This is a genomic window from Chryseomicrobium sp. FSL W7-1435, assembly GCF_038595005.1.
Classification (GTDB): Bacteria; Bacillota; Bacilli; order Bacillales_A; family Planococcaceae; genus Chryseomicrobium.
In genome coordinates this window covers 1,822,270-1,841,788 of record NZ_CP151997.1, presented here as the reverse complement: position 1 = coordinate 1,841,788, position 19,519 = coordinate 1,822,270, and the positions used below count along the sequence as shown (strand labels likewise).

22 protein-coding genes are annotated in these 19,519 nt (G+C 40.6%); 20 read left to right on the top strand and 2 right to left on the bottom strand.

What is annotated here, in order from left to right:
• The first annotated feature begins 3 nt into the window (after positions 1–3).
• Entirely contained in the window at positions 4–969 is a 966-nt protein-coding gene (locus MKY84_RS09340) for a YpdA family putative bacillithiol disulfide reductase (RefSeq protein ID WP_342525735.1), read from the top strand.
• Positions 970–1,478: 509 nt separating this feature from the next.
• Here MKY84_RS09340 and MKY84_RS09335 read toward each other — a convergent pair.
• Positions 1,479–2,465 carry an asparaginase gene (locus MKY84_RS09335; protein WP_342525734.1) on the bottom strand — a complete coding sequence of 329 codons (987 nt, stop codon included), beginning with the start codon at positions 2,463–2,465 and terminating at the stop codon, positions 1,479–1,481.
• 30 nt (positions 2,466–2,495) lie between these two features.
• Here MKY84_RS09335 and prsW point away from each other — a divergent pair, with 30 nt between their 5' ends.
• The 18 genes from prsW (at position 2,496) to ndk (ending at position 17,241) form a co-directional block, all read left to right on the top strand.
• Complete coding sequence (prsW, locus tag MKY84_RS09330; protein ID WP_342525733.1) at positions 2,496–3,218, top strand: glutamic-type intramembrane protease PrsW; 723 nt, start codon at positions 2,496–2,498, stop codon at positions 3,216–3,218.
• A gap of 85 nt (positions 3,219–3,303) precedes the next feature.
• Positions 3,304–4,083, top strand: coding sequence for a spore cortex-lytic enzyme (gene sleB, locus MKY84_RS09325; RefSeq protein ID WP_342525732.1), 780 nt, complete (start codon positions 3,304–3,306; stop codon positions 4,081–4,083).
• Positions 4,084–4,092: 9 nt separating this feature from the next.
• Complete coding sequence (locus MKY84_RS09320; RefSeq protein ID WP_342525731.1) at positions 4,093–5,376, top strand: PepSY1/2 domain-containing protein; 1,284 nt, start codon at positions 4,093–4,095, stop codon at positions 5,374–5,376.
• A 72-nt stretch (positions 5,377–5,448) separates the two neighbouring features.
• Entirely contained in the window at positions 5,449–6,129 is a 681-nt protein-coding gene (cmk, locus tag MKY84_RS09315; protein ID WP_342525730.1) for a (d)CMP kinase, read from the top strand.
• Entirely contained in the window at positions 6,126–6,707 is a 582-nt protein-coding gene (locus MKY84_RS09310) for a lysophospholipid acyltransferase family protein (RefSeq protein ID WP_342525729.1), read from the top strand. Before cmk ends, MKY84_RS09310 begins: the two co-directional genes overlap by 4 nt.
• Before the next feature lie 115 nt (positions 6,708–6,822).
• On the top strand, positions 6,823–7,965 hold the full coding sequence (rpsA, locus tag MKY84_RS09305) for a 30S ribosomal protein S1 (RefSeq protein WP_342525728.1): 1,143 nt from the start codon (positions 6,823–6,825) through the stop codon (positions 7,963–7,965).
• 90 nt (positions 7,966–8,055) lie between these two features.
• A complete protein-coding gene (gene der, locus MKY84_RS09300) occupies positions 8,056–9,366 on the top strand; it encodes a ribosome biogenesis GTPase Der (RefSeq protein WP_342525727.1) in 1,311 nt (436 codons plus the stop codon).
• A gap of 15 nt (positions 9,367–9,381) precedes the next feature.
• Entirely contained in the window at positions 9,382–10,401 is a 1,020-nt protein-coding gene (locus MKY84_RS09295; protein WP_342525726.1) for an NAD(P)H-dependent glycerol-3-phosphate dehydrogenase, read from the top strand.
• A gap of 15 nt (positions 10,402–10,416) precedes the next feature.
• Positions 10,417–10,620, top strand: a complete 204-nt coding sequence (locus MKY84_RS09290) for a DUF2768 domain-containing protein (protein WP_342525725.1) — start codon at positions 10,417–10,419, stop codon at positions 10,618–10,620.
• Positions 10,620–11,330, top strand: a complete 711-nt coding sequence (locus MKY84_RS09285; RefSeq protein ID WP_342525724.1) for a hypothetical protein — start codon at positions 10,620–10,622, stop codon at positions 11,328–11,330. Before MKY84_RS09290 ends, MKY84_RS09285 begins: the two co-directional genes overlap by 1 nt.
• Before the next feature lie 57 nt (positions 11,331–11,387).
• Entirely contained in the window at positions 11,388–12,845 is a 1,458-nt protein-coding gene (spoIVA, locus tag MKY84_RS09280) for a stage IV sporulation protein A (RefSeq protein WP_342525723.1), read from the top strand.
• A gap of 235 nt (positions 12,846–13,080) precedes the next feature.
• Positions 13,081–13,353, top strand: coding sequence for an HU family DNA-binding protein (locus MKY84_RS09275; protein ID WP_094941762.1), 273 nt, complete (start codon positions 13,081–13,083; stop codon positions 13,351–13,353).
• 125 nt (positions 13,354–13,478) lie between these two features.
• Complete coding sequence (gene folE, locus MKY84_RS09270) at positions 13,479–14,048, top strand: GTP cyclohydrolase I FolE (protein ID WP_342525722.1); 570 nt, start codon at positions 13,479–13,481, stop codon at positions 14,046–14,048.
• Between the two features lie 53 nt (positions 14,049–14,101).
• Entirely contained in the window at positions 14,102–14,326 is a 225-nt protein-coding gene (mtrB, locus tag MKY84_RS09265; protein WP_342525721.1) for a trp RNA-binding attenuation protein MtrB, read from the top strand.
• A 15-nt stretch (positions 14,327–14,341) separates the two neighbouring features.
• On the top strand, positions 14,342–15,016 hold the full coding sequence (locus MKY84_RS09260; protein ID WP_342525720.1) for a heptaprenyl diphosphate synthase component 1: 675 nt from the start codon (positions 14,342–14,344) through the stop codon (positions 15,014–15,016).
• A gap of 19 nt (positions 15,017–15,035) precedes the next feature.
• A complete protein-coding gene (locus tag MKY84_RS09255; protein ID WP_342525719.1) occupies positions 15,036–15,734 on the top strand; it encodes a demethylmenaquinone methyltransferase in 699 nt (232 codons plus the stop codon).
• A 16-nt stretch (positions 15,735–15,750) separates the two neighbouring features.
• Positions 15,751–16,725, top strand: a complete 975-nt coding sequence (locus MKY84_RS09250) for a polyprenyl synthetase family protein (RefSeq protein WP_342525718.1) — start codon at positions 15,751–15,753, stop codon at positions 16,723–16,725.
• A 69-nt stretch (positions 16,726–16,794) separates the two neighbouring features.
• Positions 16,795–17,241: a nucleoside-diphosphate kinase gene (gene ndk, locus MKY84_RS09245; protein WP_342525717.1), complete on the top strand. Its 447-nt coding sequence runs from the start codon at positions 16,795–16,797 to the stop codon at positions 17,239–17,241.
• A gap of 341 nt (positions 17,242–17,582) precedes the next feature.
• On the opposite strand, the gene MKY84_RS09240 is transcribed toward ndk, so the two are convergent.
• Entirely contained in the window at positions 17,583–17,756 is a 174-nt protein-coding gene (locus tag MKY84_RS09240) for a hypothetical protein (protein WP_342525716.1), read from the bottom strand.
• A 590-nt stretch (positions 17,757–18,346) separates the two neighbouring features.
• On the opposite strand from MKY84_RS09240, the gene aroC reads away from it, so the two are divergent.
• The gene (gene aroC / locus MKY84_RS09235) at positions 18,347–19,519 is read left to right on the top strand and encodes a chorismate synthase (RefSeq protein WP_342525715.1); all 1,173 of its coding nucleotides are present in this window, start codon (positions 18,347–18,349) and stop codon (positions 19,517–19,519) included.

Here is a 19,519-nt window from a genome sequence, read left to right as displayed (position 1 = left end):
GAAATGAACTACGATGTCATTATTATTGGAGGAGGCCCTTGTGGTCTTGCTGCAGCGATTGCCGTTCAAGAAAAAGGACTAAACTACTTGTGCCTCGAAAAAGGAAACATTGTCAATGCTATCTACAACTATCCTACCCATCAAACTTTTTTTAGCACTAGTGAAAAATTAGGTATTGGAGATGTTCCCTTCATTGTCGAACAGAGAAAGCCTAAGCGTAATCAAGCGCTTGTTTATTACCGCGAAGTTGTAAAACGAAAAAACCTGCGCATTAACACATTTGAGACTGTAGCGAGTGTAGCTAAGGTTGAAGATCACTTTCATGTGACAACATCAAAAGGTAGCTATACGGCAAGTTCTATTGTTATTGCAACGGGATATTATGACCAACCAAACCTAATGAACATTCCGGGAGAACAACTGCCTCATGTTTACCATTACTTTAAAGAAGGGCATCCCTACTTTCAACAGGATGTCATTGTAATTGGCGGAAAAAACTCTGCCATAGATGCTGCTCTTGAATTAAATAAAGCAGGGGCAAATGTGCATGTTGTTTACAGAGGCGGGAGCTATTCACCAAGTATCAAGCCATGGGTGCTTCCTGAGTTTGAAGGGGCAGTTAAAAATGGTGAAATCACGATGCATTTTTCAACTGAGGTGGTAGAGATTACAGACCGTTCGGTTATTGTGCAAAGTGCTGGCGAACAAAAAGAGGTATCTGCTGATTTTGTTTTTGCGATGACGGGTTATCAACCAAACCGTCAATTCTTGATTGACTTAGGAATTGATTTTGATCAAGAAACCGGCAAACCTTTCCTAGACGAATCTACGATGGAAACCAACGTTCCAGGTGTTTATATTGCAGGTGTTATTGCTGCTGGGAACAATGCAAATGAAATATTCATAGAAAATGGTCGCTTTCATGGAGAATTGATTGCGCAGCATATTGCAAAAAAGCACACTGAGTAGAGTGTGCTTTTTTTGATGCAATTTTTGCGGGTGTCAAGAGGGAAATTAATAATTAAGCTGTGTGAAACTTGAAATCCCTTCAGCCAGAACACCATTTCCTAGGTGAGTTTCTGCGAGCCTCCCCACGTCAGCCGAAAGAAGAACGCTTTCAGCTGCGTTGCCGGGTCTCGGTGAAAATCAGAGGGCCTGGGAAATGGCAACCTGGCTTCCAAAATTTCAAATTGGTTAAGTTAGTGGCGTAAATTCGTGATGATCGAAACATGCTCTGTGATGATCGCTAAAACGTTTCTGATGATTGAATAACTCGTTATGATGATCGCGTAAATACGTGATGATCGAAACTTGCTCTGTGATGATCGCTAAAACGTTTCTGATGATTGAATAACTCGTTATGATGATCGCGTAAATACGTGATGATCGAAACTTGCTCTGTGGTAATCGCTAAAACGTTTCTGATGATTGAATAACTCGTTACGATGAGTGCATAACTCGTGTACTGGAACCTCGAATTACTCTTCTAAATACGCCGATTGGAAAAAACGAACCAGCGCAGCAGCAGGCTCTGGTTGATGCAGAGCAGCCAGTAATGCCAATCGTGCTTTTTGCCCGTTTAATCCATGTGCAAAATGAACGCCACGATTTTTTAGATCGCGCCCGCCTCCTGAGTAGCCATAAACATCCAATGCAATACCATTAAAGCAACGGGATACCAAAACGATGGGCAGATGCCGACTTGCTAATTGATCAATTTCGGGTACTAAAGCGGGTGGGATATTACCTTGGCCTAATCCCTCAAGCACCAACCCATCGTAACCGGCTTGAGAAATTGCTTGGATGAGTTCAGGTTCCATTCCGGCGTATACTTTTAACAGCGCGACTCGTTTCGTCAGCTTGTTAATAGGTAAATATGGAGTTCGAAGTGGCTGATTGTGAAAATGTATAATGGATTTCGTGACATGCCCAATCTGGCCGTAAGAAGGCGATTGGAATGTTGAGACATTGCTAGTGTGCGTCTTAGTAACCCCTTCAGCAGTGTGAATTTCATCGTTTAACACAACTAACACACCTTTGTCTCGCGCCTTCTTATTCAAGGCTACACGGGCAGCAGTCAATAGATTATAAACACCATCAGCGCCAAGTTCATTGGAAGATCGCATAGCCCCCGTAAGGACAATTGGAATAGACAGGTTGAGTGTTAAATCCAAAAAATAAGCAGTCTCTTCAAGCGTATCAGTTCCATGAGTGATGACAATGCCATCATAGCTAGTAGTCGAAAGTTTTAATTCAATAACCTCTTTCAACTGCATCATATGACTTGGAGTCACGTGAGGAGAAGGTAGGTTAAACACTTCAACTTCGTCAATATTTGCTAATGAAGATAATTTATCTAATTCAGCCGACAGCGGATTTATCGCTGAAGTCATGACTGCCGCTGACTTTTCAACTGCATGCATGGAAATAGTTCCACCTGTATGTAAGAGTAATAATTTTTTCATTTTCACACCCCTTTAATAAAATGGTACGATATGAATATAGTACCACGAGAGGAGGAAAAAAAACTGTTCATACTATTTTCAGTGGCTATTGCTCCCTCTCTGGCTTTATTAAGTTATTTCTATCTCCGACGTGAGATTGAGTCCGAACCAAGTCGCCTACTTTTCTATGCTTTCCTTTATGGAGCAATCCTTACATTCCCTATTCTCTTCATTCAATATATTGTTCAAGCGGAGACAGTTCTGACAGACACTTCCTTTTGGAGCGGCTCACTATCAGCCGTATTAGAAGAATTTTTTAAATGGTTAATCTTACTTATAGCCATCTATAAGCAAACAAAATTTCCGGATCCTTATGATGGTATTTTATACGGTGCGAGTGTTTCTCTGGGGTTTGCGACCGTCGAAAATATTTTGTATTTGGTTAGCTTTGGTATTGATACAGCATTTATTCGCGCCATATTGCCTGTCTCTAGTCATGCATTGTTTGGAGTTGTTATGGGCTATTATTTAGGACGAGCTCAATTCGTAAAAGGCAGAGAGAAACTGTTACTTAGTTTAGCTTTATTTGCTCCCCTTGGTCTCCATTTTATTTATAATTCGTTATTATATAGTGCAGAAGACAAAATTATGATTTGGTCAGGATTTATGCTCATCTTATGGATGTTTGCATTATCTCGTGTGAAACAAGCTCATGCGTTGTCCCGAAAGTATCGTTTAACAAAACATCCATTATACGAATCGAAAGATTTATAACTAAAACTTCCGTATAGTCGGAAGTTTTTTTGTATAATTGGCTACTTTCTCCACACCTTTAAATCAAAAGGAGGAGAGTCAACTCATGAAAAAAATGAAATGGTGGCTTGCTACTATTGTCTGTTTATTCATACTCTCTATAGGAGCTGGACAGAGTACGGCGTTTACCAATCAAAATATCGTTGAAGGCAACTATGGTGACAATGTCATTGAACTACAAGCTCGTCTTCAGTATCTCGGATTTTATCATGGTGAGATTGATGGGCATTTTGGGAAAGGTACATCTCAAGCCTTGCAACAATTCCAAAAACAATATGGGTTACCTGTGGATGGAGTTGCTGGTGCAGCAACCAGAAAAAAACTCGAAGGATTTAGTGACTTTGATTATGACTATGTCCATAGCCAAATCAAGAAAGGTGTTCAATTCACCTATTACGGAAACCAACCTCTCGATCAACAAGTAAAAGGGAAGACCAGAAAGCCTTCTACTGCTCAGCTGCCACCTGGCTATACGGATAAAGAACTGCAATTATTAGCAAATGCTGTCTATGGTGAGGCACGTGGGGAACCTTATGAAGGGCAAGTGGCAGTGGCGGCTGTCATACTGAACCGCATTGAATCTCCTCAATTTCCGAATACAGTTTCTGAGGTCATTTTCCAGCCACGTGCGTTTACAGCAGTAGACGACGGACAAATTTGGTTGACGCCAAATGAAAGGGCAAAAGAGGCCGTCATAGATGCGATTAATGGGTGGGATCCAACTGAAAACGCCTTGTATTACTTCAACCCTGTAACAGCCACAAGTGAATGGATTTGGACACGACCGCAAATAAAAACAATTGGAAAACATATCTTCTGTGAATAGGAGGCCCTTATGAAAACAAAATGGATGGTTACTTTGGTTGCAACAGTCCTAGTACTTGGTGGACTATTATTTTGGCAGCAGTCAAAAATGACTGCTATGGCCAACACGGTCTCTACAAACTACGCCAGCAGAATCTACAATATCGGAGAAAGCATGGATCAACTTTCGACTCACATAGACGGCGCTACACTTGTGTCATCATCAGAGCTCGCTTCAGATGATTTAAATGGTATCTGGCGCATGACCGATAAAATTCGATATGAAATGAGTACACTACCCTTTGAAGAAGACTCAAGTACGTTATGGTTGAATTACCTTGCAAGAATTGGGGATTCAGCAAAACTTGCGGATCAAGGCAAAATTGAGTTTGCAAAATGGCGGGAAATTATCGAACCGACTCAAGATAATTTAGATGTCGTCATTGCTGATTGGGAACGGACAAATGGTTCCATTCAGAAGAAAGAGGATTTATTAACGCGTTTTTATCATCAACAGTTAGATGAGGGCTCAAAGAAAAGTATTGAAAGCTTAGATAAGCTCGTTAAAACTTATACAGAAACAGATTTTCCAGAAACGACAAGTGAATCCGATCGCGCCAAAAAAATCGAGTTAGCTCACTTAAAAGGAGATGAAATGGAGGAGAACGAAGTCGTTGCCCTTTGGAAAAAGCAATTTCCTGAGTTAGCTAACTCAACGATTCGTGTAACACGAAGTAAAGAGTCTGCACCTTACCCGTTCTACCATATTGAATTTAGCGGCAATAAGCAAAAAGGATTTGCTGATTACTCTGTTAAAGGCGGAAAATTATTAACCACATTAATTGAGAAGCCTTATAGTGAAAAATCACAAGAACCGGAAAAACTAAGAAAACTTGCCGGTGAGAAAATTAAACAACTAGGTTTTACCGATACGGAAATAACGTCAAGCCGTGAAAATCACTCAGCATGGCACTTCACGTTTACGCGTAAAATGCCGAATCAAGCTTTTGTTTACAGTGATAGTGTGCAGCTTAAGCTTGCCAAAGATACTGGAGAAGTATTAGGGATTCAACCAATGGAATACATTCAACAAGAAGCTTTACCCGATACTGAGCCAGTGGAGTTGGACCCGAAGACACTCGTCAATGAAGGTACGCAAGTGTTATCTACCAATTTAGCTTATATTGAGGGTTCTTCATTTGAACAGCAGTTAAGTTATGAAGTGGTCGTCCAGACAAAACAAGGTCAAGTGTACACTTTATTTGTAGATGCGGTCACGCATGAACTGCTCAAAAAAGAAAAATTAAATGGCTAACCTGTACTCCTCTAATTATTCCGATTAGAGGAGTTTTTATGGTAAACTGTTTCTGATGAATTGGAGGAAACAATGATGAAAACTATTCGTATTGCCATTGATGGACCTGCGGGTGCCGGCAAATCAACGATTGCAAAGCTAGCAGCAGAAAAATTAAATTATACATACGTGGATACAGGTGCTATGTATAGAGCAATTACATACAAATCTATTGAAAACAACTTGGAACTATCAAATGAAGAGGCGATAGTATCCTTGCTTGCCTCTACGAAAATTGAATTACAACCATCTGATCTTGGCCAACAAGTACTGATGGATGATCAAAATGTATCGGACGCCATACGTAGTCAGCAAGTAACGGCTCATGTTTCAGAGGTGTCGGCTCATGCACGCGTCAGAGAAGAACTTGTGCGTAGACAAATGGTGTTAGCGCAATCAGGTGGGGTGATTATGGATGGCCGAGATATCGGTACACACGTCATTCCAGATGCTGAATTAAAGATATTTATGTCAGCTACTGCTGAAGAGCGAGCAAGACGACGCTTTGTGGATAATAAAGAACGTGGAATTAGCATAGAGTTTGAAGAGTTAAAAGCGGATATTATTCGTCGAGACAAGTTTGACAGTGAACGCAAGGCATCTCCACTCGTTCAAGCGCAAGATGCTATTTATCTGGATACAACTAATCTTACAATCCAACAAGTAGTAGACCAAATAGTTGAACTGGCAAAAGAAAGGGAGTTACAGCAATGAACCTATATCAATTTGCTAAAACGGCCGTTTATGCTGCACTGGCGCCAATTTATCGTTTTGATGTCCGCGGTCTTGAAGATTTTCCAAAAGAAGGCGGCGTCTTAATCTGTTCAAACCATATTCACGCATTAGATCCACCTGTCGTGGGTATTCTGGCTCCAAGACCTGTCCATTTCATGGCAAAAGAAGAATTATTCAACGCACCGATTCTGAAAAACCTAATTCCTAAATTGAATGCTTTCCCAGTTAAGCGAGGTATGAGTGATCGAGAAGCAATGCGGAAGGCGATTCAATTATTAAAAGATGGCAATGTGGTCGGTCTGTTTCCAGAAGGAACGCGCTCTAAAGACGGTGTGCTCAAAGAGGGACTGGCAGGAGCAGGATTTTTTGCGCTCCGTGGAGACGCTGTAGTAGTCCCAACTGCAGTGGTCGGGCCTTATAAACCTTTTAAACGCTTAAAAGTAGTTTATGGTAAACCAATGGACATGTCTTCTTATAGAGAATCGAAAGCATCGGCAGATGTAGTGACTGCGGCTATTATGTTTGAAATTCAAAAGCTTTTGGATGCAAATAAGTAAAGATCTTTAGAATACTTTCGGCCCATATACCATATAGTAGGTAATGGCTAGCTTTTGTATTATCAGCCAATTTCGACTAAAATAAGGTATAGACGTAGTGGAGGAGGATAATCTTATGACAGAAGAAATGAATGTAAACGATATCCCAGTACTCAAAGAAGGAGATATCGTTCAAGCGAAAGTAGAACAAGTCGATGAAAAATCGATTACCGTTACAATCGAGAACGCTCCGTACAATGGCATTGTGCCAATCAGCGAGTTATCAAGTCTGCACGTGGAGAAAGCTTCAGACGTCGTCTCAGTTGGAGATGAATTGAAGTTAATGGTGACGAAAGTTGAAGAAGAAAATTATGTTCTTTCCAAACGAAAAGCAACAGCTGAAGAAGCTTGGGAAGGTTTAGAAGAGAAATTTAATAATGGCACTATCATTGAAACAGAGGTCAAAGAAGTCGTTAAAGGTGGTCTAGTAGTAGACATTGGTGTACGTGGTTTTATACCTGCGTCATTGATTGAAGATCACTTTGTTGAAAACTTTGATGATTACAAAGGTAAGCATTTAGAGTTTAAAATTGTAGAGTTGGACAAAGAAAAGAATCGCGTGATTCTCTCACACAGAGCTGTAGTCGAAGAACAAAAATCTTCTCTAAAACAACAAACTTTAGATCAACTAGAGGTTGGAAGTGTAGTGGAGGGTACTGTTCAGAGATTAGCTTCATTTGGTGCATTTGTTGATATTGGAGGCGTAGATGGTCTGGTTCACATCTCTCAAATTTCACATGACCATTTGGATAACGTAGCAAGTGCACTTCAAGAGGGTCAAAAAGTAAATGTTAAGATTTTATCGGTGGACCGTGATGCAGAACGCATTTCATTATCCATCAAAGATACGCTTCCTGGACCATGGGAATCACTTGCGGACAAAGCTGAAATCGGTTCAGTCCACAAAGGAACAGTAAAACGTTTAGTAAGCTATGGTGCTTTTGTCGAAGTATTTACAGGTGTTGAAGGCCTTGTGCATATTTCACAAATTTCTCATCAACATATCGGGTCACCGCATGAAGTATTAAGTGAAGGCCAAGAAGTGGAAGTGAAAGTGTTAGACGTCAAGCCAGAAGAACGTCGCTTGTCTCTTAGCATCAAAGAACTTCAAGAAAATACTTCAGATGATTTTTCTGATTATGAAATGCCAGAAGAGTCAAAAGGCTTCTCAATTTCTGATGTGTTAGGCGATCGTTTCAAAGATTTTAATAAAGATTGAGCATGACAGGGGCCATTGTGCCTCTGTTTTTTCTTTTTGTAGATAATTCGTGTATAATACCCTATAGATGAAGTTGGAAGGATGAACGAAATGACAAAACCGGTAGTAGCAATTGTCGGTCGGCCGAACGTTGGCAAATCGACTATTTTTAATCGTATTGTAGGAGAACGTGTCTCTATCGTGGAGGATACACCGGGTGTTACTCGAGATCGTATATATAGCTCAGCCGAGTGGTTGACGCACGATTTCAGCATAATTGACACAGGTGGTATCGAGTTAAGCGATGAGCCATTTTTAGAACAAATTAAGCAACAAGCAGAAGTAGCTATGGAAGAAGCGGACGTTATTATTTTCTTAACAAATGGACGTGAAGGTGTTACGTCTGCTGATGAATATGTAGCGAAAATTCTATACAAAACAAAAAAACCAATCGTGCTAGCTGTCAATAAAATTGACAATCCTGACATGCGCGATATGATTTATGATTTCTATGCACTAGGAATGGGAGAGCCTTTCCCAATCTCTGGTTCTCATGGACTTGGGCTAGGTGATTTACTAGATGAGGCTGCAAAGCACTTCCCAGAGGATGATTCAGAGGATTACGGCGATGAAGTCATCAAATTCTCATTAATTGGTCGTCCAAATGTAGGGAAATCTTCACTAATTAACGCTGTTCTTGGGCAAGACCGAGTCATCGTTAGTGAAGTAGCTGGTACTACTCGAGACGCAATTGATAGTCGCTACACTCATGACGAGCAAGAGTACGTCATGATTGATACAGCTGGTATGCGTAAAAAAGGGAAAGTTTATGAAAACACTGAAAAATATAGTGTTTTACGTGCTTTAAAGGCAATTGACCGTTCAGACGTAGTACTTGTGGTGCTAAATGCCGAAGAAGGTATTCAAGAACAAGACAAAAAAATTGCAGGATACGCGCATGAAGCGGGACGTGGTGTCATTATCGTCGTGAACAAGTGGGATGCGCTTGAAAAAGATGAAAAGACTATGAACGTGTTTACAACTCAAATCAGAGAGCATTTCTTGTTCTTAGATTATGCACCTATCGTCTTTGTATCTGCTAAAACAAAACAACGTGTTCACAACATCTTCCCAATTATCCAACGTGTAAGTGAAAATCACTCTATGCGAATTCAATCGTCGATCTTGAATGAGGTCGTGGAAGATGCAGTTGCTCGTAATCCAGCACCATCAGACAAAGGGAAACGTTTGCGTATTTACTACGCGACTCAAGTGGCTTCACGTCCACCTACATTTGTCGTGTTTGTAAACGAACCTGAACTTATGCACTTCTCCTATGTACGCTTCTTAGAAAATCGTATCCGGGAAGCTTTCGATTTTGAAGGAACACCTATTAAGATTATCGCTCGCGCACGTACGTAAAAGGAGTGAAGTTTAGTGCAAACAATCACCGTTCTTGGAGCAGGTAGCTGGGGAACAGCGCTCGCTTACGTTCTAGCAGAAAATAAACACCAAACACTTATTTGGTCACATAGACAAGATCAAGCCGATGAAATCAATACTCATTACACGAATGAAAAATATCTTCCAGGTCAAACGTTGCCAACTAATCTAGTGGCAACTGCTGATCTGCAGGCCGCTATTACCCATTCGAATATCATTGTGCTTGCAGTTCCTACAAAAGCATTTCGTGAAGTGATTGGTGATTTCTTACCTCACTTGTCATCTCCTAAAATGTTTGTTCATGTCTCTAAAGGGATTGAACCTGACTCTTTGAAGAGAATTTCTGAGATCATTGAAGAAGAAATTCCTGAGCAATTGCGAGACAGTATAGTAGTTTTATCGGGTCCTAGTCACGCAGAAGAGGTCGTTTTAAAACATCCAACAACTGTTACTGCAGCAAGTGAAAATATTGAAGCAGCGCAAAAGATTCAAGACATTTTTATGAATCATTACTTCCGTGTCTATACGAATGAAGATGTAATTGGGGTAGAGCTTGGTGGTGCATTGAAAAACGTAATAGCCCTAGCAGCAGGTATTGTTGATGGTTTGGGCTATGGTGACAACGCAAAAGCAGCTCTGATTACTCGGGGACTTGCAGAAATCAGTCGTCTAGGTATACAGATGGGTGCTCAACCGTATACATTCATCGGTCTAACCGGAATGGGCGATTTGATTGTGACTTGTACATCTGTTCATTCACGTAACTGGCGTGCCGGAAACCTTCTAGGCCAAGGGAATTCCCTTGAGCAAGTATTAGACAACATGGGTATGGTGGTTGAGGGTGTTCGAACGACAAAAGCGGCGTACCAATTATCACAAAAGTATGAAATAGAAATGCCGATTACATCAGCTTTGTATCAAGTCTTGTTTGAAGGGTTAACCCCAAAAGAAGGCGTAGGACAACTAATGCTTCGTACGAAGAAGCATGAATTAGAAGATTTTAAATCGTTTTAAGAAAGTGGGATAGTCATGTCGTCATTAGACAAAATGTGGGTCTCATTTGGTTCTATGGGATTTATGTTTATCGCAATGCTACTCATGTTGTTTGTAAACACAAAAATTCAAAATAAATGGGTGGCTTGGCCGATCCGAATCGTTGCTTGGGTATGCCTGATTCTAGGTTTTGTATCCATGCTCTATATTATTTTTAACCCGACTCGAGGTACTGCATAATGAAAAAGGTAAAGGTCTTCATTATTAGTAGTGTTCTCCTAGTAGTGCTTTCAGGTTGTGGCTTTCAAAGTGGCTATCAGCCCGACAATGTAAATCCATATCCTGAACAATTGGAACAAGTGCAACGAGCCGTGGACCAATTTGAAGAACAATCGGGTGGATTGTTACCCATTAAGAATAGAGATCAAGATGTGGATCAATTCATCAAATATCCGATTGATTTTATGAAAATTGTTCCTGCTTACATGGGTGAAGTTCCGTCTAATTCATTTGAAGCAGGGGGCATTTATCAATATATCATGTGGGACGTTGAAGAAAATCCAACTGTTAAACTTGTGGATTTGCGAGCTACAGATATTCTTCGTGATCTTAATTTTCGTAGGTCAGTCAATGGTTTTGCACCAATTGCTGAAACTTTAGGTGAGGGTGTTTACAGCCTAGATTACGAAAAAATGGGATATAAATCAGAAATAACGGTACCAAGTCCATATTCCAACACACAATTACCTTTAGTGGCCATTGGGACTGGAGAAATCTTTATCGATTATTCAATTGAGCTTTACACGAAGCTTCAAGAACTTGATGAACAAATCGAACCAGGAACGGACATCCGGTATTTATTAATTGATGATTCACCTATTGTTCCTGCTTATTCTTTACCCTACACGGTAAATGATGAAAATGAACCCGTATATATGTTACCGGAATGATCCACAGGTCTACTGTGGGTCTTTTTTTCATAGTTTACAGTATGAAGGGAGATGAGTATGCAAAGTGCATTAAACGAACTCGCAAAACGAACTAATGGCGATGTTTATATAGGTGTAGTAGGGCCAGTGCGTGTTGGCAAGTCAACATTCATTTCAAAATTATTGGAGCACTTAGTATTACCATCAATCGAGGATGGGGAAGAGCGTAACCGAATCATTGATGAGATGCCACAAAGTTCAGCGGGACAAGAAATTATGACGACAGAGCCTAAATTCATACCTGCTCAAGCAGTGTCTGTTCCCATTCAAGGCTCAAATCTCCACATGAAACTTCGCTTTGTAGATTGTGTCGGGTACATGGTAGATTCAATTGGAAATCATGAAAAATTAATTCAAACGCCGTGGCATCAAGAACCGATTCCCTTCCAACAAGCTGCAAAATTAGGAACGGACAAGGTGATGAAAGATCATTCCACCGTTGGGTTTGTCGTCTCTACAGATGGCACTGTCAATGGTTTAGAGCGCTCATTGATTGAGCCGGCTGAACAAGAGATTATTGATCAAATGAAATCTTTGGGCAAACCGTTTGTGCTTGTTATCAATTCTCAGTCACCTTTCAACGATGAAACTGCTGCTCTTGTGTCTTATTTAGAGACAAAATATGAAGTACCCGTTGAAGCTGCATCCATTCGTGATTTGGATAAAAATCATTTAGACCGGCTGCTTCGTCGCTTACTTTTTGAATTCCCGATTGAATCAATTGAATTAGAAGCCCCAGAATGGCTAGAGCTTGATCCTCAAAATGAGGTCATGCAAGCTATCCAAGCTACATTACAAAGTGCTACTCATGATATTCATAAACTGAAAGATGTAGATGTTTTAGTTAATACGCTGCAGGAGATTCCCCACATCACAGCCGCTCAACTCATTGAGGTGGATCCTTCTAGCGGACAGGCAATTATGCAGGTTCATGTAAGCGATAGTTTGTATGAAGAGACTTGTTCTAAATGGCTTGCTACTCCGATTCAAAGCCGTTCTGAATTTTTGCACCTCATTCAACAATACGATGCAGCTAAAAAAGCTACGGAGAAGTTTTCTCAGGCGTTGGAAGAAGCGATTGAGACTGGATACGGTATCGCATTGCCAACTGCAGCTGATTTTGTCCCGTTCGAGCCTGAACTTATTAGAGAAAATAATTTTCATGGTGTCCGGTTGCGTGCCAAAGCACCAGTTCTCCATATCATTCGTGTAGATATGATGTCAGAATTTGCACCATTGTTAGGGTCGGAATTCCACAGTCAACAACTTAAGAATGAACTACAAGAACATTTCGATCATGACTTGAATGAGTTGTGGCAGACGCAGCTTTTTGGAACTACCTTAATTCATGTATTACAAGAGGGCATTCGTTCCAAAACAGCACAATTAGATCTGCCAGTTAAACATCGGTTAGTTAAAACGATTGAAAAAATTGTGAAACAAGAACAACAAGGTTTAGTTACGTTTATAATTTAAAAATCAAAAAGAGGCCAAATAGGCTTCTTTTTTTGGTTCAATAAATATATTATGGTAACCATTTGCTTATTTCCAAATGTTGTGCATTTCTTAAGTTCATGAATAGTATCTCTCATATTTGCTCAAAATCCTTATATAACAACGATTTGTATAGCAAATTCAGTTGCAACGACAATTTTGTTGTGATACTCTTTTTACAGATTGATTGTATCTTCCTTGAGAGGAGGTGAATGATGTGAATAAAACAGAATTAGTAAATGCTGTAGCAGAATCAGCTTCTCTTTCTAAGAAAGATGCTTCTAAAGCGGTTGATGCTGTATTTGAATCCATCCAATCTGCTCTTGCAGAAGGAAACAAAGTTCAATTAATTGGTTTTGGTAACTTTGAAGTGCGTGAGCGCGCGGCTCGTAAAGGTCGTAACCCACAAACTGGTAAAGAAATCGAAATTGCTGCTTCTAAAGTTCCTGCGTTCAAACCAGGTAAAGCTCTTAAAGATGCAGTGAAATAATGATCTACATAGGATAGCCTTCCGGGGCTGTCCTTTTTTATTTGTTCGACATCGAGATATACAATTTCCCCAAAACAAGCCCTTGTGTTAAGATTCATATGATGAACGTTCTAGGGGGAAACAGAGTGACAACTGTCGATTTACATAAAATAGAGAATGCTGTAAAAATGATCCTTGAAGCTGTAGGTGAAGACCCTACGAGAGAAGGATTACAGGATACACCTAAGCGTGTAGCTAAAATGTATGCTGAAATGTTTGAAGGTCTCCACCAAGATCCGAAAGAGTATTTTAAAACAGTATTTCATGAAGACCACGAAGAACTTGTTCTTGTGAAAGATATTCCTTTCTACTCCATGTGCGAGCATCATCTTGTCCCGTTTTATGGGAAAGCTCATGTAGCCTATATACCTCGTGATGGTGTTGTTACAGGACTTAGCAAGCTTGCTAGAGCTGTTGAGACTACTGCACGTAGACCTCAATTACAAGAGAGAATCACTTCTACGATAGCAGATAGCATTATGGAAATGTTAAATCCTTATGGTGCGTATGTTGTTATTGAAGCCGAACATATGTGTATGACAATGCGTGGTATTCGTAAACCTGGAGCTAAGACTATTACTGCTGTTGCTCGAGGGGTTTATGAAACGGACGATGTAAAGCGTTCAGAAATTCATTCATTCATACAAATGTCCTAATTGACTGATCTTTAATATGGTAAACTAGAGAAATAAGGATTGGAGTCGTTGAAATGGCAGCAAACGAATTTATCGTGATTAAAGCCCTTGAAGATGGTGTTCATGTCATCGGCTTAACAAGAGGTACAGACACTAAGTTTCATCATTCAGAGAAACTAGATAGTGGTGAAGTGATGATTGCTCAATTTACAGATCATACTTCGGCTATGAAGATCCGTGGAAAAGCAGAAATTCAAACTGCTCATGGTGTTTCTACGAGTGAGTCCAAATCAAAATAGTTGGTGGTAGAAGAGATGACAAAACATTATCAAATACAAATTGATACGTGGAAGCAGGAAATTGCAGATATACTGTACCATCCGACGCTTGTCCAGTATACGGGCGTACCTGCTTTATCTGATCTTCGAATGGCATCGTTATTTTTGCCATTACTTGTCTCCAAAAAGACGGACAAGATAGACTGCTATTATGCAACGGCAATCATTTACATTGCTTTGTCTAGCCACGATCATGTACTCCAAAAAGGAACTTTAAATAAAGCGCAACAACTTCAAGTTCTCGCAGGTGATTATTATAGTGGGAAGTACTATCAACTATTATCTGAGGCAGGACATATTCAATTGATCAAGCGTTTAACAGAGTCTATTCGTTTAATGACAGAGGCTCGTACTGCCTTGATGCAGGAGAACACACTATCTAAAGAAGAGCAGCAACAAGCCTATCAAATTATTGTAACGGCACCGACTCTTGCTTTGTATGAAGAGCTAGAACTTTTGCAGTATGGTAAGCTAGCTGCTAGCTTAGCAATTATAGATCCACAACTTGAATTCGCTCAGCCTGATTCACTGCTCATTCAACAAGAGAATGTCTTACAATTAATTGAAGCGGATAAAACGTTAGAAGAAGATTTAAAAGATTATATGAAGTCTCTAATTGAAGCGGTATTGCCTCACAAGACTAAACTGTAAGAACGAAGGTGTAATAACTATGGCTAAAGAAAAAGAGCAACGCGTACATGAAGTATTTGAAAAAATTTCTTCTAATTATGATTCCATGAATAGTGTCATCAGTTTTCAGCAACATAAGAAGTGGCGCGAGGATACAATGAAAGCCATGGCGGTAAAAAAAGGTTCACACGCTTTAGATGTTTGTTGTGGTACGGCTGATTGGACAATCGCCCTAGGCCAAGATGTAGGCAGTACCGGACGTGTAGTAGGTTTGGACTTTAGTAAAAATATGCTTTCAGTTGGGCATGAAAAAACAGCTAAATACGATCAGATTGAGCTTATTCACGGGAATGCAATGGAGCTTCCATTCGAGGAAAATTCATTTGATTACGTGACGATTGGTTTTGGTCTGCGCAATGTACCTGACTATAAAAAAGTTTTAAGTGAAATGTCTCGAGTTGTGAAACCTGGTGGAATGGTTGTTTGTTTAGAAACCTCTCAGCCAGAGTCAAAACTGTTTAACGGTTTGTTTCGCGCTTACTTCCGTTTTGTTATGCCGATCTTTGGTAAACTATTTGCCAAGAGCTACAACGAATATTCGTGGCTACAAGAATCGCAGAAGGACTTTCCCGATCGACAACAACTTACCGAGCTATTTGAACAAGTAGGATTAAAAAATGTGACAAGTAAGCCTTATAGTGGAGGAGCAGCTGCTCGGCATATCGGCTATAAGATGTAGTTAGGAATGGTATTTAGTGGACAAGTTGAAATTAAAAGCCTTATATGCCGATTTACGACCTGATCTGGATCAAGTTGAAATGGAGCTCAGCAACTGTGTGAGCTCAGATGCTCCTCCTTTAACAGAAGCATCACTCCATTTACTAGAAGCAGGTGGCAAAAGAATACGTCCCGTATTTGTGTTGTTATCTGCAAAGTTTGGGGATTTTTCAATCGATCGTTTAAAACATGTAGCTGTCCCTGTTGAATTGATTCACATGGCTTCACTCGTACATGATGATGTCATAGATGATGCCGATACACGCAGAGGTCGTGCTACAGTTAAAGCAGAATGGAATAACCGTATGGCAATGTATACGGGTGATTTCTTATTTTCTAAAGCAATTGCCTCTTTGTCGCAAATACAAAGTAGTTATGCCCATAAGCTATTGGCAGATACTATGGTAGAATTGTGCATCGGAGAAATTGAACAGGTGGAAGACAAACGTTTATATAATCTCACTAGTAGAGATTACTTGAGACGTATACGTCGTAAAACGGCTTTGCTTATTAGTGTGTCTTGTGAGCTTGGAGCTTTGGCTTCTGGTGTCGACGAGAAGACACGGGTACATTTGCGGAATTTTGGTTACTATGTCGGGATGTCGTTTCAAATCGTTGACGACATTTTGGATATTGTCTCCACTGACGAAAAACTTGGTAAGCCAGCAGGTAGTGATTTGCTTTTAGGGAATATCACACTGCCCGTGGTATACGCTAGAAATGAGGCTTCTGTTGCTAAGTTGCTCGAGCGCATTCAATCAGGAGATACTTCTGAAGAAACGCGACACGAATTGCTAGCAATCCTCAGAAAATCCGATGGACTTGAAAAAGCAAAACGGATAAGCAATCTTTATTTAGAAAAAGCAATGGCAGAATTAAAGAATCTCCCCAATTGTACAGCAAAACGTTCCTTGCAAAATATTGCTTTGTTTATGAGCAAACGGAAATTTTGATTGAACTTTTGAGTGGGCAGTGGTACGATTTTAAACGTGTGAAACTTGATATTCTAAGGAGCGACTAAAATGGAAAAAACATTTTTAATGGTAAAACCTGATGGCGTTCAACGTAACCTAATTGGTGAAATCGTTGGCCGTTTTGAGAAAAAAGGATTCCAACTTGTTGGAGCAAAATTAATGCAAATCCCAACTGAACTTGCAAAAGAGCATTACGGCGAGCATAAAGAGCGCCCATTCTTCGGAGAGCTTGTTGAGTTCATCACTTCAGGTCCAGTATTTGCTATGGTATGGGAAGGCGAAAACGCTATCTCAACTGCACGTCTTATGATGGGTGCTACAAACCCTAAAGATTCTGCTCCTGGTACTGTACGCGGAGATTTCGCTGTAACTGTTGGGAAAAACATCATTCATGGTTCAGATTCTGCTGAGTCTGCTGAGCGTGAAATTGGTTTATTCTTCAAACAAGAAGAATTAGTTACTTACACAAAATCATCAAACGACTGGATTAACTAATCCAATTAAAAGACATCCTTTTGGGTGTCTTTTTTTCGTATGATTTGAAATCCCTCAATTATAGTCGCTTTTTCATAAGAGGTTTTCTGCAGGTCTATACTCATTAACCTGAATAATGACACTTTAGTTGAATTGATAGTGCTCAGCCTAATTCAGATGGCGTAAAAAAGGTCACAATCAATTTTAGTGGAATTTGAAATCCCTCCACCCAGAACACCATTTCCTAGGTGAGTTTCTGCGAGCCTCCCCACGTCAGCCGAAAGAAGAGCGCTTTCGGCTGCGTTGCCGGGTCTCGGTAAAACTCAGCTGGCCTGGGAAATGGTAACCTGGCTTCCGGGATTTCAAATCGATAATGCAGTGAAGTTAAATCCGTGATGAGCGATAAATTGAATCTGATGAGCGATTAAGTAATTCTGATGAGTGATTAACCAATTTTGATGATCGGGTAAATCCGTGATGAGCGAATATTGCGTAGTGATGATGGCTAAACCCATTTTGATGAGTGAATAATCCATTCTGATGATTGATTAAATAATTCATGAGTGAGAAAACGATTGTGACGAACATTCTTTGAGACTAAACCACTTTAAATGCTCAAGATCTTTCTAGTAAGGGCTTAAAGTAATAAAGAATTTGTACTTAAAAAAGCAATGATCGGCAATCTCGCTGACCTAAACAGTGAATGTTCACAAGCTTAATCGAGCCTCGCGTTAGCGCAGCGATTTTCTAACTTTTAAACTCGAGCAAGCTGTAAAAGTAGATGCACCAATAGAGGCAGAGCCGACACGAAGACGTTGCAAGCTACCACTTCCTGAAAAAAAGAACTTCAACTAGCAGGGTTCAACTGGAGAAGCTTGTGTAAGCTCGAACTAAGTAGATTCGCGCTGGGCCCGCTCGAACAGAGCGGGCCCAGTCCTTTTCGTTCTTAATTTGAACTTAAAGTCAAGCTTCGTAAGATGCATCAGGATTAGAAGAAGTTCTTGGTCCTGTCCTTATCATTTAATTAGACTTTCTAATTTTCTAGGTGTACACCATTTCAGATTCACGTATGATTGTGGTATAGTGAAAAACATATACTTTAGCACGTTGAAGGGAGAAAGTTATTTTGCGTTACTTAACTGCTGGAGAGTCTCATGGACCTCAACTAACAACTATTGTCGAAGGGTTGCCTTCACAACTTGAGATTTCAATTGAAAAACTAAATGATTCATTGCGCAGACGCCAAGGCGGTCATGGACGTGGACGCCGCATGCAAATTGAAAAAGATTTAGTCGAAATAACTGCAGGTGTTCGTCATGGGAAATCTTTAGGTTCTCCCATCTGTCTGCAAGTCACAAACGATGACTGGAAGCACTGGACACACATCATGGGTATTGAACCTCCGGAAGATGATGCAGAGGTCAAGCGACAAATTTCACGCCCCCGCCCAGGGCATGCAGATCTTGTTGGTGGAATAAAATACAACCACCGCGATTTACGCAATGTACTTGAACGTTCTTCTGCACGTGAAACAACTGTGCGGGTAGCTGCTGGCGCACTAGCAAAACAACTACTAGAACAATTAGATATTCACGTGACGGCTTATGTGACAACAATTGGTGGTATTCATGCAGACCGTTCGATACCAGAAGCGCTACAGGCTTCTGAAATTGCGGAACGTGCAGCAGCCAATCCGGTCTATTGCCTAGACGAAGAAGTATCAAAAGAAATGGTTTCAGCCATTGATGCTGCGAAAAAGGCAGGAGATACAATCGGTGGGGTCGTTGAAGTTCGTGTTACGGGAATGCCTCCAGGTGTTGGAAGCTACGTCCATTACGATCGTAAACTCGATGCCCGTCTTGCGTTTGCAATGATGAGTATCAATGCATTTAAAGGTGTGGAGCTCGGTCTTGGATTTGAAATGGCCAACCTTCCAGGTAGTCAAGTGCATGATCAAATTCGTTACAACGAGCAGGAAGGCTATACGCGTGAAACGAATCGTCTTGGCGGAACAGAAGGTGGCATGTCAACAGGTATGCCTCTTGTCGTAAGAGGCGTGATGAAGCCAATCCCGACTTTATACAAACCCCTTGAAAGTGTGGATATTGATACAAAAGAAGTATTCAAAGCAAGTATCGAACGTTCAGATGCATGTGCCGTACCAGCAGCTTCTGTTGTAGCAGAGCATGTGATTGCTTGGGAAGTCGCTCAGGCACTTCTAGATACGTTCCCTGCAGATCACTTAGATCAATTGCGAACTGCTGTTAACGAGCGTCGTAAGGCTGCAAAGGAGTTTTAA